Source organism: uncultured Flavonifractor sp. (genome assembly GCF_944387675.1).
GTDB lineage: Bacteria > Bacillota > Clostridia > Oscillospirales > Oscillospiraceae > Flavonifractor.
This window is the reverse complement of sequence record NZ_CALXFV010000052.1, coordinates 1-15,063: the sequence shown is the minus strand read 5'-3', so window position 1 is coordinate 15,063 and position 15,063 is coordinate 1. Positions and strand designations below refer to the sequence as shown.

10 protein-coding genes are annotated in these 15,063 nt (G+C 57.6%); 4 read left to right on the top strand and 6 right to left on the bottom strand.

What is annotated here, in order from left to right:
• Positions 1-421 precede the first annotated feature (421 nt).
• The 3 genes from Q0J74_RS06505 to typA all read left to right on the top strand — a co-directional run bounded on the left by Q0J74_RS06505 (position 422) and on the right by typA (position 4,521).
• Positions 422-862 (top strand): restriction endonuclease, encoded by a 441-nt coding sequence (locus Q0J74_RS06505; protein WP_297212401.1) that lies wholly within the window; start codon positions 422-424, stop codon positions 860-862.
• A gap of 760 nt (positions 863-1,622) precedes the next feature.
• Positions 1,623-2,279, top strand: coding sequence for a hypothetical protein (locus tag Q0J74_RS06500; RefSeq protein WP_297212398.1), 657 nt, complete (start codon positions 1,623-1,625; stop codon positions 2,277-2,279).
• A gap of 418 nt (positions 2,280-2,697) precedes the next feature.
• Complete coding sequence (gene typA, locus Q0J74_RS06495; RefSeq protein WP_297212395.1) at positions 2,698-4,521, top strand: translational GTPase TypA; 1,824 nt, start codon at positions 2,698-2,700, stop codon at positions 4,519-4,521.
• A gap of 78 nt (positions 4,522-4,599) precedes the next feature.
• On the opposite strand, the gene Q0J74_RS06490 is transcribed toward typA, so the two are convergent.
• The 6 genes from Q0J74_RS06490 to thrS form a co-directional block, all read right to left on the bottom strand.
• Positions 4,600-5,853, bottom strand: a complete 1,254-nt coding sequence (locus tag Q0J74_RS06490) for an MFS transporter (RefSeq protein WP_297212392.1) — start codon at positions 5,851-5,853, stop codon at positions 4,600-4,602.
• A gap of 53 nt (positions 5,854-5,906) precedes the next feature.
• Entirely contained in the window at positions 5,907-7,199 is a 1,293-nt protein-coding gene (locus Q0J74_RS06485; RefSeq protein ID WP_297212389.1) for an amidohydrolase, read from the bottom strand.
• Between the two features lie 10 nt (positions 7,200-7,209).
• The gene (locus Q0J74_RS06480) at positions 7,210-8,655 is read right to left on the bottom strand and encodes a PLP-dependent aminotransferase family protein (protein ID WP_297212385.1); all 1,446 of its coding nucleotides are present in this window, start codon (positions 8,653-8,655) and stop codon (positions 7,210-7,212) included.
• Between the two features lie 330 nt (positions 8,656-8,985).
• Entirely contained in the window at positions 8,986-9,462 is a 477-nt protein-coding gene (locus tag Q0J74_RS06475; protein ID WP_297212382.1) for a hypothetical protein, read from the bottom strand.
• A 13-nt stretch (positions 9,463-9,475) separates the two neighbouring features.
• Entirely contained in the window at positions 9,476-10,450 is a 975-nt protein-coding gene (locus Q0J74_RS06470; RefSeq protein WP_297212380.1) for a lysine exporter LysO family protein, read from the bottom strand.
• A 195-nt stretch (positions 10,451-10,645) separates the two neighbouring features.
• On the bottom strand, positions 10,646-12,418 hold the full coding sequence (gene thrS / locus Q0J74_RS06465; RefSeq protein WP_297212378.1) for a threonine--tRNA ligase: 1,773 nt from the start codon (positions 12,416-12,418) through the stop codon (positions 10,646-10,648).
• Positions 12,419-13,146: 728 nt separating this feature from the next.
• Between thrS and Q0J74_RS06460 the strand changes: the two genes are divergently transcribed.
• Positions 13,147-15,063 (top strand): NAD(+) synthase (locus tag Q0J74_RS06460; protein ID WP_297212375.1); only part of this gene is annotated, 1,917 nt, incomplete at its 3' end.

The following is a 15,063-nucleotide window of genomic DNA, read 5'->3' as shown; positions in this document are numbered from 1 at the left end:
GACGCTTCCCGATCAAACATTAACGTTGAATCATTGTATCCCAACTTTCCACTTCTGTCAACGGTGAGGCGAAAAGGGTCCCTTTTCAAGATAAGTAGTGATGGCCCAAACTCCGTCGGTTTCACCAAATAGCAGCCTCTAACTTGAGAACGGCCACAAGCAAAAGGTGATTTGCCTCGTGCTTGTGGCCGTTTTGCGTTGTTAGTCGATTTGCACACATGATTAAGTGCGTTTTTGTAATATCAAACAAATTTAATTTGTTGTTGAGTAAAGGTAGAAAAAGCCGTTGATACAGTCTGAACGCAAACGCATCATAAGTGTTTTGAGCAGGACATTCCCACTTTAGGCCCTCCATCATGAAAGTATAAGGAGGTACAACTTCGGAAAACCGGGGTGAGTACATTCTTTGGAGGGCATACACATGCCAAAAGTATTAAGCATTTCAGAGTGTTTAACCGGAGCAGATTTCGAGAACACCATCCTAAACATCTTAGTCAACCTTGGCTTTGATGCGCACCTGACCGGGAAAGAGGATCGGGGCATTGACATCATCGCTTCCAAGACAGTCGATGAGAAAGCCTACAAGTTTTATATCCAGTGCAAGTTCTGGAATACCACTGTGGGAATGAAACCAATCCAAGAGGCATTTACAGGCTGTCACTATTTTGGAAATGACGGAACGCCAGTCGTAATAACCAACAACCGGGTAACCATAGAGGCACGGCAATATGCCCGCAAGTTAGGTGTGGAGGTCATAGGGAAACCAGAATTAGAAGAAATAAGATGTTCGAATAAGAAAGGGGGCAAGTGTGATGTAGGCATTACAGGTTTACAAGGATTGCTGATATTCAAATTAGAGTGATCATTTTCATGTTGCCGGTAGATGCACACCCCACAGAACAACACCCAAGTACCAAACTAAAATTTTCCAATAATTATTCACTGGGTTGGATGGAATATACACCGGAAACACATTATCGAATTGGGAGTACATTCAAAAAGCGAGAACCATTGATAATTCAACTTCTACGATTAAATTTTACGGCTTCATGGTAGTAAACTATACAATAGTATGATAAATTTTAGATAAAGGAGTGAATCATTTATGAACGTGCTACGGTTTTGGAATATCCTTTCAAGCGGAATAATGCTTTTGGGAGCATTTTTATTTGGGTATCAGATATGGAAATACGAAACATTCACTTTTTTATCCAGTATCGGTGTATTGATATTTATAATAGGAATTATAATCAGCATTATTAAAATAAAATGTCCATTTTGTCATCATTTTCTTGGTATATTGGGGCCTGTTGGAAAGTTCTGCCCCTTCTGTGGAGAACAGATAAGAAAATAACTCTTTAATAAGCAAACAGCACTTTGAAAGGGTATGCCTCATCTGGAGGGCATACCCTTTTGTCTATATTTACCAATAGTTTTCAATTTTCCGCGAAATCACTACTTTCCTTGAAAAGGGAGGCGAAAAGGTCCCTGTTCAAGCTGAGCGTTGGTGAAAGAAAGTCCGGCGGTTTCACCAAATAGCAGAATAGATTATAATATAGAACTTTTCGAGAAATTTTGCGTCTAAAATAATAAAGACATATTGCAGATTGGAGGTACATACGATGAAGAAATTTTTAACACTATTACTTGCTTTTACTATGGTGTGTACTCTTGTGGCTTGCGGTGAACAGAACGATAATTTACTCAAAAACAATATGCAGGACGGTCAGCAACAGGACCAGACACCGCCGCCGAGCAATACACCGGCGAGTGACCAATCGTCCATGGGCGAAACTGACATAACAGAAACAATCGACTGTAATGCTTCTGTTTCTTGGGCGAACTGGTCGGATGACCCCAAAATCAGAGAATTGGCACTTAACAAGGACACATTTGAACTTAGTTCGGCCCGACATATTCCCGTCTACAAGTGCGGCACATTAGAAGAACTAAACGAGTTCAAAACAACATTTTCAGGCATCTTTACTATGGTTGGAACTTGGGACGAAGTACTCTCTTTTGAGGAAGTGACTGCTGATTATACGGAGGATTTCTTTCTTGAAAACACCTTGCTTTTGGTCTATGTGGAGGCAGGTAGTTGCACTCCTCGATTTGGGGTAGATTCTGTTTCGAAAGAGAACGGCACTCTCTCTGTCTATGTCAAATACACTTATAACCCCGAAGAAGGCGACTGTGCAATGGCAGGGTGGCTATTTACGATCCCTGTAAACAACGACCAGATACAGGATTGCACTAACTTTGATGCTGTTCTGAAGTAAGAAAACAACAAAATTTTGACAAACCCCTCCGCCTGTTCACTATTTGCTGGGTTGGATGGAATATACACCGGAAACACATGATCGAATTGGGAGAAATATTTTTGTCTAATAACACAGACGGCCAAAAACCATTTCAAATATATGCCTTATATGTTTAAACGCAGACTTAAAATAATATAGAGGCAGAAACTACGTATCAGTTCCTGCCTCTTTTTATATATAGTAAGTTTTGGTTAAATTAACAAAAATTTTTAATTTTTTTTGCAATCAACACCTTCCTTGAACTGGGCGGCGGGAAGCGGGCCGGATTTCGGCGGATTTTTTACGGAAAGCGGTTGCGCGGAAAGAAGCGATACGGTATAATAAATGGTCGAGCTTATCGGAATACTGTATGATATCGGATTTGAGGTGTATCACTTTGCAGGATACAAAGCTGAGAAACGTAGCGATTATTGCCCACGTAGACCATGGAAAGACTACCCTGGTGGATGAGATGCTCAAGCAGGGCGGCATTTACCGGGAGAATCAGGCTACGGTGGAGCGGGTGATGGACTCCAACGATCTGGAACGGGAGCGGGGCATCACCATTCTGGCCAAGAATACCGCCGTTCACTACAAGGATGTCAAGATCAACATTGTGGATACCCCGGGCCATGCCGACTTTGGCGGCGAGGTGGAGCGCATTCTGAAAATGGTCAACGGCGTCATTTTGCTGGTGGACGCCGCGGAAGGCCCCATGCCGCAGACCCGCTTTGTGCTGTCCAAGGCTCTGGAGCTGGGCCACAAGGTGATTGTGGTGGTCAACAAGATTGACCGCCCCGACCAGCGCATCCACGAGGTAATGGACGAGGTGTTGGAGCTGCTGCTGGATTTGAACGCCACTGACGAGCAGTTTGAGTCCCCCACCCTGTTCTGCTCCGGCCGGCAGGGAACTGCCTCCTACTCGCCTGATCAGCCCGGCACCGATCTGGTCCCCCTGTTTGAGACCATCCTCAACTATATTCCCGCCCCGGAGGCGGAGGTGGACGCCCCCTTCCAGATGCTGGTCTCCTCCATTGACTACAACGACTTTGTGGGCCGCATCGCCATCGGCCGCATTGAGCGGGGTACCGTGAAGCAAAACCAGGAGATTGCGGTGTGCAACTACCACAAGCCTGACGAGGCTCCCGCCAAAGCCAAGGCCACCGCCCTGTATCAGTTTGACGGGTTGGGCCGGGTGCCGGTGACCGAGGCCACCGCCGGCAACATCATCGCCATGAGCGGCATCGGGGAGATCACCATCGGGGACACCATCTGCGCCCCCGAGGCGGTGGAACCCATTGAGTTTGTGAAGATCTCCGCCCCCACCATTGAAATGACCTTCTCGGTGAACGATTCCCCCTTTGCCGGAAAGGAGGGCAAGTTTGTCACCTCCCGGCAGATTCGGGACCGGCTGTTCCGGGAGACCCTGAAGGACGTGTCCCTCCGGGTTACCGAGACCGACTCCACCGACGCCTTCAACGTGGCGGGCCGAGGGGAGATGAGCCTGTCCATTCTCATTGAGACCATGCGCCGTGAGGGATACGAGTTTCAGGTATCTCCGCCCCGGGTACTCTACCAGGAGATTGACGGCAAGAAGTGCGAGCCTGTGGAGCGGCTGGTGGTGGACGTACCCTCCGACAGCGTGGGTTCGGTGATTGAAAAGATCGGAGCCCGGAAGGGAGATTTGCTGGAGATGACCCCTGTGGGGGAGCGGATGAAGATTGAATTTCTGGTACCCTCCCGGGGCCTGTTCGGCTACCGCAACGAGTTTTTGACCGACACCAAGGGCGAGGGTATCATGGCCTCCGTCTTTGAGTGCTACGCCCCCATGAAGGGGGAGATCCAGCGGCGCAACTCCGGTTCCCTGGTGTCCTTTGAGACTGGCGAGAGCGTGACCTACGGCCTGTTCAACGCCCAGGAGCGGGGGGTGCTCTTCATCGGCGCCGGCGTGCCTGTCTACGCAGGCATGGTGGTGGGGGAGACCCCCAAGCAGGAGGATATTTCGGTCAATATCTGCAAGAAAAAGCAGCTGACCAATATGCGGGCCTCCGGCTCCGACGAGGCGCTGCGGCTTACGCCTCCCCGCCAGATGAGCCTGGAGCAGTGCCTGGAGTTTTTGGCGGATGATGAGCTGCTGGAGGTCACCCCCCAGTCACTCCGCCTGCGCAAGCGTATCCTGAGCCACGCCGATCGAATGAAGGCCCTGAAGGGCGGCAAGTAAATTCCGACAGAAAAGCCAAGGCTCCCGGACCATTTTGGTCCGGGAGCCTCTGTTTTTGACGGGGTAATGCCGGCGTGCTCAGGCGTTCTTCTGCTTTTTCAGGCTGAGGTTCCACACCAGGATGGCGCCGATGCCGATGAACATCATCACGGCCACGGCGATGAAGTAATATTTGTAGCCAAGCTCGGAATAAGTATCCAGGATCGTGCCGGCGGCCAGGGGGCAGACCACCTCAGGCAGGTAACCGATGGTGCTGATCAGGCCGATGGCGGTGCCGGAGACCTCCATGGGGATGCCGCCGTCCTCCATCAGGGAGAAGACGATGCCGTAGTTGCAGTACATGCCCACGTAGATGATGGCGCAGACAATGACGAAGACAGGTACGCTCATGGTGGGGAAGAGGGCGATCGCCAGGGTGCCGACGGCCATAATGAGGAAGCAGGTTACCATGATCTTGGGCCGGCCGATGCGGTCAGCCAGCACGCCGCCGCCCACGGAGGCAAAGGGCCGGATGTAGTCGGCCATAATGGTCACAATGGTGCCGCCGATCATGGCCATGCTGAAGGCGGAGGTGGCGTAGGGGTTGAAGTAGGAGTAGGACATGTTCATCACATAGGTGCAGCACAGGATCACGCAGAGGATCCACACCTGGGGCAGTTTGATGACGGTGACCACCTGCTTGAAGTTGAAGCGCTCGGACTTCTCGCCGCCCTTCTCATCCTTGAAGAACATCAGCACCAGCAGGCCCAGCACGATGACCACTGCGGAGTAGAACACGATGCCGGCATTGAGGCCGGAGGCGGTGATGTCGGAGCCGCCGCCGGAGCTTCTGCTCACCGCGTTGATGATGGCCAGGGCGATGGCCAGGTGGATGGCGTTGGTGACGCCGCGGCCGGCCTCCATGAAGCCGTAGGCCTTACCCTGCTCATTCTGGGAAGCCAGGCTGCGGATGCCCTTCACCAGAGCGGGCCAGAAGGCGAACAGGGACGTGAAGCCCCACACCAGGTAGATCACCAGCAGCATGGAGTAGCTGGTGACAAACAGGTGGCAGATGCCCGCCACACCGGTGAGAATCAGGGAGACCGAAATCAGCTTCTTGGGGGAGAAGAAGTCGGCCACCACGCCGCCGAACAGGTAGGACACCATGCCGAACACACCGAACATGGAGCCCAGGGAGCCCATCTGGGTGTTGGTCAGGTTGTATGCCGCCACGTAGGCGTCATAGTAGTAGGTGCGGAAATAGGGCAGGCCGTAGATCAGGGAGCCGGCGATTGCCAGGATGATCAGCCGCCACATGTTTCCCTTCAGCTTGGATGCAACTTTCTCTGCCATTGCGCAAAAACCTCCTCTTTATACTTTTCGGGCCGCCCGGCCCGGGGACTTTGTTACCTCTCCTCCGCCCCGTGGATTTCCTCCAGGGCGTACACACACAGCTCGGCCGCCGCCGGCAGGCAGTCCTCATCAAAGTCAAATTCCGCGTCGTGCAGGGTGTTGGTGGTGTCGGCGCCGATGCCCACATAGGTGCCGATGCCGCCGTTTTGTTGTACCTTGGTGATCATCACGGCGGCGTCGTCGGTACCGCCCACGTTGCCCTCAAAGTACACCGTCTGGAACCAGGGTACCTTTTTGGCCGCCCGCTGGATGATCTCCATCATGGCATAGTCGCTGGCGCCGGCGGGTACTTCGCCGTAGTCCACATAGCGGTAGGTGAGGCCGTAGGCCTTGGCGGTGCCGTCCAGGATGTCAAAGATCCGCTGCCCGGCATAGGCGGAGATCTCCGGATACTGCCCCCGGTACTCGATGCGCATCATGGCATTGGGAGCGATGGTGTTGGCGCACACTCCGGCGTGGATTTCCCCCACGTTCACCCGGCACAGGCCCGCCCCGTGGGGGGCGATGCTGTGGATGTTCAGAGCGGCGGAGCAGGCCGCCAGCAGGGCGTTGCGCCCTTCCTGGGAGGAGCCGCAGGGGTGGGCCGCCTTCCCCTCCAGGTACACGTCCAGCTGACGGTCGCTGAGGAAATCCCGGCAGCCGCAGGCCATTGTGTGGGAGGGCAGAGGCTTGTTGTCGGCGCTCAGGGCGATGTGGACCGCGATGAAGTTCATCACGTCGTCCAGATGCCCCTTGTCCACAATGGACTGGGCGCCGTAGAAGGTCTCCTCCGCCGGCTGGAAGAAGAGCTTGATCTTTCCCTTCAGCCGGTCCTTCCGCTGGAGCAGGGCCTGGGCGATGCCCAGGCCGATGGCGGTGTGTCCGTCATGGCCGCAGGCGTGGACCGACAGGGGATTGCAGGAGAGGTAGCCCTGGTCGTAGGGGCGGTAGCCCTCCTTCTGGGGCTCATCATAGGGCAGGCAGTCCAGCTCAAAGCGCATGGCGGAGACCGGTCCCTCCCGGCCGGTGTCCAGCACCGCCATGACGCCGGGCCAGCCCTGGGTGCGCTCCACAAACTCCGCCTTGGCGCCCTGACGGATGGCCCGGTCCATCTCCGCCCGGACCTGCTCCTGGCTCAGACGCTCCGGCTCCCCCACGCTGGACGGCTCAATCACCTCTGGCCCCATGGCCACGGTGTAGCCCATCCCGGTGAGCAGCTCAGCCACCCGGGCGCTGGTGCGGAACTCCCGCCAGCCATTTTCGGGGTATTTGTGGAATTCTCTGCGGTATTCAGCTAACTGATTCATCCAATCCCTCCTATTTGCTTGGCTCGGTGCTTCTGCGCAGCGCCTCGCCTAAGATATCCACTGCTCGCTCAATATCTTCATCTCTGATGTTGGAAAAGCACAGCCGGATATGACCGCCCCTGGCATATCCGCTGGAGTAGAACAGAAAGCCTGGTATGATGAGCAGCCCCAGCTTTTCCGCCTCCTGAAACAGGACCCGTTCGTTGATTCCCTCCTCCAGGGAGCACCAAACCAGCAGCCCTCCCTTTGGCCGGATATAGCGAATCCCCCGGTCCGCGATCCGGTCCAGGCAGGCACACAGCAGATCCCGCTTGTGGGCGTAGTACCGGACCAGCCGCTCCAGATGCCGCTGGAAGTAGCCCCGCTCGATGTATTCGTTGAGCATGCTCTGACCCAGGCTGCTCACCGTGGTTTCATCCACCATGATAAGCCGGCCCAGGGTCTCAATCAGGTCGGTGGGACCCACGATGTAGCCCGTCTTGATGCCGTAGGGGAAGGTAAGGGTAAAGGAGTCCACGTAAATCACCGAGCGGTACCGGTCCAGGGCGTACAGACTGGGCAGCCGGTTGCCGTCATACCGGAAATCCCGCTGGGAGTCCTCCTCAATAATGGGGATACAGTACTTGCCCGCCAGATCCAGCAGCTTCTTCCGCTTCTCCAGAGAGGTCTGAATTCCCGTGGGGTTATGGTAGTTGGGCATGGCATAGATAAACTTGGGGGCGTATTTCTTGATGCTGGCCTCCAGCTGGAGCATGTCCATGCCGTCCTCCTCCATGGGAACGGTAACCAGATGGATGCCCTTGTTACGGAAAATGCTGGCGTTGTCCGGCACCATGGGGTCCTCCGCCAGCACATAGTCCCCCTCCTTGAGGTAGAGGGTCAGAATATGGTTAAGGGCGTGGTTGGTTTCCGACACCAGCTGGATGTTCTTTGGGCTGATGTACATGTTCTCCTGGAACAGCAGGGAGCAGATGTTTTTCTTCATCCGCTCGGCCTCGTTCATCCGGGGGACCCGGGCGATGCAGCTCATCACCTGTGCCAGGCCCTCCGCCGGACAGGCGCTTTCGTCGATCACCATGCCGGCTAGGGAGAGGCAGTTTGTCTGCTCCGAGCGGCAATAGATGTCCAGAAAGAGCTTTTCCTTCTCGTTGAAGTGGTAGCGGATCATCTTCTCCAGCGGGAAAAAACGGTTGAAGGAAAACTCCTCCTCGGCAATCTCCTGGACGAAGTAGCCCTTGGGACTTTTGGTGGAGACGATGAGGAAGCCGTCGGCCACCAGCTCCCCATAGGCCTTGATGACGGTGTTCCGGTGTACCCCCAGCTCCTCCGCCAGCCTCCGCTCCGCGGGCATCTTATAGCCCGTGCTGATCTCACCGGACAGAATCAGGTTTTGCACCGCGCACTTGATCTGGAGATAGACGGGGGTCTGACTGCTGCGGTTGATCTTAATGTTCATAGGCACCTCTCGGCCACCCGCGGCGAATTTTTGTGAGATGTGTAATCGCTTTCACAATGTTTTCCCCTTTTATTTGTGAGAATTATATCAGTATCCGGTTCGCAGCTAAAGTACCATAATTATTTTTCGGCATAGTCCAAGTCAAAATGAACGGACCAAGCAGGGGCGGAGGACAAAAAATCACCGGCAGATGCTCTGCCGGCGATTTCAGCTTGAGGAAAAACCTCCCCCGCAGGGAGCCTCGCAGCGTTTTGTCGCCCGCAGGCGACAGAATCAAATGGAAATCCGTCATTCCCGGGGACATGTATCTCAGGAATGATACATCTTCTGTCAGCGGGTGCGCGCCCAGTAGGCCGCCATACTCTCTCCCGGCTGGCCGGTGGTCTCCTGACTGAGATAGTCCGCCAGCTCCGCCGGGGGCCGCCAGGCCCGGGCGGCCTCTTCATGAGGGAACTCCACCTCGGCGTAAAAGAAGCCGGTGTCCCGGTCCCGGTCCACCTGGTTGACCTCCAGCGTCAGGCCCCCGGGGAGGGAGTAACGGCGCTGCTCCTTTTGGATCATAGGGGCGGTGAGCATCCCGGCCAGGGCCTGGTATTGCGCTTCCGTCACCGGCAGCTCAATCTCCTCCCGCACCAGACCGCCCTTGCCCTTGAAGCAGACAACGTACCGGCAGGGGCAGCCCGCCGCCGCCTCCCGGCGGACCCGGACGGCGGGACGGACAGCAAAATAGCCCTGGTCCATGTAGACGACGGCGGTGTGTTCTAACTCCGGCCAGCCATTGACCAGCCAACGGCGTTCAATTTCCATACCGCATGCCTCCTCAGAAGGGCAGGGCCACGATGGCGGGGACCAGAATGGGGACCGCCAGGGAGAGCACCACGCCGGAGGTAAAGGAGTAAATGGTGATCCGCTCGTGGGTGGCGCCCACCACCACGGGAAGCACCGTGTCCATGGCGGCGGCGCCGGGCAGGGCGGCACACTCCACATAGCCGATGTACCGGGCCACCAGGGGAATAAAGAGGATGGAAAAGATCTCCCGCATCACGTTGGACAGAAAGGCCACCGCCGACACCGACAGGGAGTAAGGGGCCAGCAGGGTGGGGGCCAGGGAGTACCAGCCCAGGCCGGAGGCGGCGGCCATGGAGTCCTTTACGCCGATGGGGAGGAAAAGTCCGGCCAGGGCGGCGCACACCAGAGTGCCGACGCACACCGCCACCGGCACCAGCAGCACCTGGAAGCCGGCGGCTCTGATGTCGCTGAGCAGGGTACCCTGCTTGCCCATGTCCATGCCCACCATAAACAGCAGAAGGTACAGGCCGAAGTTGATGACCGTGCCGCAGTGGGCGGTGACGGCGGCTGGCAGTACAAACCGGCCCGCCAGCATCCCCAACACCACCGCGATGACAATCCACTTGGTGAGGGAGTTGTCCGCCTTACCGGCGGCGTGGGTTCCCTGCTCCTCCGACCGCTCGGAGCCGCGGGGCAGTCCGAACCGATCCAGCCTCAGGACAAACCGCCGCAGCAGGGAGAGAAAGAGGATGGAGCCGGACATGGCCAGCATCGTAATGAGCAGAGCGGCCAGACCAATCTGCCCCAGGGAGGCGATGACCTCGTCATTGGCCCCCAGGTTGACCCCCAGGGTGACGATGAGGATCATCAGCGCCACAAATTGCAGCTTGCCCACCCACACCAGGGGGCGGCTGCGCACCCCCTCCCGGGAGCCGATAAACGCCCCGATAACCACCAGGGCAATGTAAATCGCCAGGTTTGTGAGGGTGCTGAGGGTGGTACCCATAACCATCCGTCCTTTGTGCAAAAAATAGGCCGGGACGCCGCCCGGCAGAGGACATTCTAACATATCCCACAGGGAAAGTCCACCTCTACTTGCCGCCCATCAACTCTGGGTTCAGATAAAAAATGGCCGCCCGGACCGGGCGGCCAGAGACTGCCGGAAAAGTGGCTCCGCCACTTTTCCGGCAGTCTCAGATTCTCAGCCTTCCTTCTGCTCCAGGGCCTTGGTGTTCACTTCCTCCTTCAGCTGGGCGGCAAAGGCGTCGAAGGACATGACGGTTTGGGCGCCGTGGCGGTTGCGCACCGCCACATCGCCGGTCTCGGCCTCCTTATCGCCCACCACCAGCATATAGGGGACCTTCTCCAGCTGGGTGTCCCGAATCTTCTTGCCAATCTTCTCGTTGCGGCCGTCCACCTCCACCCGGTAGCCCAGCGCGTCCAGCTTGGCTGCCACCTGGGCGGCGTAGCCGGCGGCCCGGTCGGTGATGGGCAGCACCTTCACCTGCACGGGAGCCAGCCAGGTGGGAAAGGCGCCGGCAAAGTGCTCGGTAATGACGCCGATAAACCGCTCAATGGAGCCCAGCACCACCCGGTGGAGCATGACGGGCCGGTGCTTCTCCCCATCCTCGCCCACGTACTCCAGCTCGAACCGCTCGGGCAGCTGGGAGTCCAGCTGCACGGTGCCGCACTGCCAGGTGCGGCCCAGAGAGTCGGCCAGGTGGAAGTCCAGCTTGGGTCCGTAGAAAGCGCCGTCCCCCTCGTTGATGACAAAATCTTTGCCCATCTCGGTGATGGCTTCTTTCAGAATGTCCTGATTGTGCTCCCACTGCTCCACGGTGCCGATGTGGTCCTCGGGCATGGTGGACAGCTCAATCTTGTAGGGCAGGCCGAAGACGGAGTAGACCTCGTCAAACAGCTTCACCACGTTTTTGATCTCGTCCTTCAGCTGCTCCTGAGTCATGAACAGGTGGGCGTCGTCCTGGGTGAAGCAGCGCACCCGGAACAGGCCGTGGAGGGCGCCGGAGAGCTCATGCCGGTGGACCAGGCCCAGCTCACCCACCCGCAGGGGCAGGTCCCGGTAGGAGTGAGGCTCGCTGGAGTAGACCAGCATGCCGCCAGGGCAGTTCATGGGCTTGATGGCGAAGTCGGTCTCGTCAATGACGGTGGTGTACATGTTGTTCTTGTAGTGATCCCAGTGGCCGGAGCGCTCCCACAGCTGCCGGTTGAGCATGATGGGGGTGGAAATCTCCACGTAGCCATACTTCTTGTGGACCTGCCGCCAGTAATCAATGAGGGTGTTGCGCAGCACCATGCCCTTGGGAAGGAAGAAGGGGAAGCCGGGACCCTCGTCCCGCAGCATGAACAGGCCAAGCTCCCTGCCCAGCTTCCGGTGGTCCCGGCGCTTGGCCTCCTCAATGCGCTGGAGATAGGCGTCCAGCTCATCCTTCTTGGGGAAGGCAATGCCATAAATGCGCTGAAGGGTCTCCCGGTTGGAGTCCCCCCGCCAGTAGGCGGCGTTGCAGGCGGTGAGCTTGAGGGCGTTACCCTTGATGCGCCCGGTGGAATCCAGGTGGGGACCGGCGCACAAGTCGGTGAACTCTCCCTGCTTGTAGAAGGAGATGTGGGCGTCCTCCGGCAGGTCCTGGATCAGCTCCACCTTGAAAGGCTCCTCCTTCTCGGCCATGAACTTCAGGGCCTCCTCCCGGGGCAGCTCAAACCGCTCCAGCTTCAGCTTCTCCTTGCAGATTTTCCGCATCTCGGCCTCAATCTGCTCCAGATGCTCGGGGGTGAAGGCAAAGGGGGCGTCCATATCATAGTACCAGCCCTCCTCAATGGAGGGGCCGATGGCAAGCTTCACCTCCGGCCACAGCCGCTTCACCGCCTGGGCCATCACGTGGGAGCAGGTGTGCCAGTAGGTTTTACGGTACTCGGGATTTTCAAAGCTAAACTCGTTTTTCACTTCTTCGGACATCTGAAATACCTCCTTCAAACTTGGGGCGGAGGGTAAAAAACGCCTCACCCCTGATTGGTCAGGGGTGAGGCGCGAAAAAACGTCCCACGGTTCCACCCTGCTTGCCAGAAGCGCGGAGGCGCCCGGGAGCAGAACAACAGTGACGCGCGCAGACCGAAAAACAGGTCGGGCGAGGCCCGACGGCATTTTCGGCGGAGCATAAAACTGTTGGCCGTCGCGGAGGGCGCGCAGCGTGACATCTCGCCGCTTGTGACTTCCTGTAACGGGAAAGCCCCGGCCCGGTCCTCCCGGGCGGCTCGGGAGTGGTACAGCCGCCGCGTGCCGTGGGACCCTTCCAGCCGTGAGGCCCCTCTCTGTCCGCCGCTGCGCGGGTTCTTCTCCGTCTCAGCCGATTTTGCAACAGCAATATATCACCAAACCGCTGCTCTGTCAAGCGGGAAGGGGAGGAAATACAAAAAGTAGAATTAACAGTTTATTCACAAAGGGGTCACGATTTAGCCTTATTTACCCGGTATGATACAGACAGATTCAGAGATGAATCACAAGCAAGACCATCCTCCCAAACCAATTCCTCTCTTATCCCTCTCCAACACCTTTGCGAACACACAACACACACCCGAAAAGCCCCGGCCTCCGGCCGGGGCTTTTCGGTGCTTTGCGTTGCAATCAGAGAAAAATTAGGGTATGATAAAGTGAATTCCGTGCGGAACATAAAGGAGGCGCTTTCTATGCGCGACGGATTTGTGAAAGTGGCCGCCGGCACCCCGAAGATCCGGGTGGCCGACTGCCGTTATAATGCCGAGCAGATTTTTACCCTCATGCGGGAGGCGGATAAGCAGGGGGTGAAGGTGCTCTGCCTGCCGGAGCTCTGCCTTACCGGCTACACATGCGGGGACTTGTTCCTCCAGCCCACCCTGCTGGAGGGAGCGGAGGAGGGCCTCAAAACCATCCTGGAGGCGACCCGCAATCTGGACATGGTGACCGCCCTCGGCCTGCCGGTGCGGAGCAAATGGGACAACAAATTGTATAATTGCGCCGCTGTTATCCAGAGCGGAGAGATTTTGGGGCTGGTTCCCAAGACGCATCTGCCCAATTACGGGGAGTTTTATGAGCAGCGGTGGTTTGCCTCGGGGGCTGGGATGGACGCTATGGTGGAGTTGTGCGGACAGGAGGTCTCCCTCTGTGACAGTCTCCTGTTTGCCTGCGACAGCCTGCCTGAGCTGGCGATTGGGGTGGAGCTGTGCGAGGATCTGTGGGCGCCGGAACCTCCCTCCGCCGCCCTGGCCCGGGCGGGGGCCACGGTGATTCTGAACCTGTCCGCCTCCAATGAACTGGTGGGCAAGGCGGCCTACCGCCGCTCCCTGGTGTCCGGCCAGTCCGGCCGGCTGGTGTGCGGCTATGTGTATGCCGATGCCGGGGAGGGAGAATCCACCACCGATCTGGTGTTTGCCGGCCACAACCTCATCGCCGAGAACGGCGCCATTCTGGCCCAGCGGCGGTTTGCCTCCGGCCTCACCGTCAGTGAACTGGATGTGAAGCGGCTGACCTACGAGCGACAGCGGATGAACACATACAGCGTGGATAAGAGCCGGGAAATCTGGCGGGTTTCCTTCTCCCTGGAGCTGAGCGACACCCACCTCACCCGCCCCGTATCGCCCACCCCCTTTGTCCCCCAGGACGAGAGCGACCGGGCCGAGCGGTGCAATGAGATTTTGTATGTTGCCGCCCTGGGCCTGAAAAAGCGGCTGGAACACACCGGCGCCAGGACGGCGGTGGTGGGCTTGTCCGGCGGGCTGGACTCCACTCTGGCGGTGCTTATCACCGCGGTGGCCATGGAGATGCTGGACCGCCCCGCCACCGACATCATTGCCGTCACCATGCCCTGTTTCGGTACCACCGACCGCACCAGATCCAACGCGGTACTGCTGGCCCAGCGGCTGGGCTGCACCCTGCGCACCATTGACATCGGCCGGGCGGTGAAGGTCCACTTTGAGGACATCGGCCAGTCCATGGCCGACCATGACGTAACCTTTGAAAACGGCCAGGCCAGGGAGCGGACCCAGGTGCTTATGGACATCGCCAACCAGACCGGCGGGCTGGTCATCGGCACCGGGGACCTGTCCGAGTTGGCCCTGGGCTGGTGTACCTACAATGGGGACCACATGAGCAACTACGCCGTCAACGCCGGCATCCCCAAGACCCTGGTGCGCCATCTGGTGAGCTTCATCTCCGATGACAAGGAGGCGGAGGACCCCCAGCTGTCCACCGTGCTCTCCGACATTCTGGACACCCCCGTGTCCCCCGAACTGCTCCCCGCCATCGAGGGGCAGATCGCCCAAAAGACCGAGGATCTGGTGGGACCCTATGAACTCCACGACTTCTACCTTTATTACGCCATCCGCTGGGGCTTCTCCCCCCGGAAGGTGCTGCGCCTGGCGGAGCAGGCCATGGGCAAGCGGTATGACCGGGCCACCCTGCTGAAGTGGCTGAAAAATTTCTACCGCCGGTTCTTTTCCCAGCAATTTAAGCGCTCCTGCCTGGCCGACGGTCCCAAGGTGGGTTCGGTGGCCCTGTCCCCCCGGGGAGACTGGCGGATGCCCTCCGATGCGGCGGCGGCCCTGTGGCTGGAGGAACTGGAGGGGCTG

Coding starts and splice junctions, on each gene's coding strand:
- Q0J74_RS06490 (WP_297212392.1), bottom strand. CDS start 5,853: ATGGCAGAGAAAGTTGCATCCAAGCTGAAGGGAAACATGTGGCGGCTG.
- Q0J74_RS06505 (WP_297212401.1), top strand. CDS start 422: ATGCCAAAAGTATTAAGCATTTCAGAGTGTTTAACCGGAGCAGATTTC.
- Q0J74_RS06470 (WP_297212380.1), bottom strand. CDS start 10,450: ATGGGTACCACCCTCAGCACCCTCACAAACCTGGCGATTTACATTGCC.
- Q0J74_RS06480 (WP_297212385.1), bottom strand. CDS start 8,655: ATGAACATTAAGATCAACCGCAGCAGTCAGACCCCCGTCTATCTCCAG.
- Q0J74_RS06475 (WP_297212382.1), bottom strand. CDS start 9,462: ATGGAAATTGAACGCCGTTGGCTGGTCAATGGCTGGCCGGAGTTAGAA.
- thrS (WP_297212378.1), bottom strand. CDS start 12,418: ATGTCCGAAGAAGTGAAAAACGAGTTTAGCTTTGAAAATCCCGAGTAC.
- Q0J74_RS06500 (WP_297212398.1), top strand. CDS start 1,623: ATGAAGAAATTTTTAACACTATTACTTGCTTTTACTATGGTGTGTACT.
- Q0J74_RS06485 (WP_297212389.1), bottom strand. CDS start 7,199: ATGAATCAGTTAGCTGAATACCGCAGAGAATTCCACAAATACCCCGAA.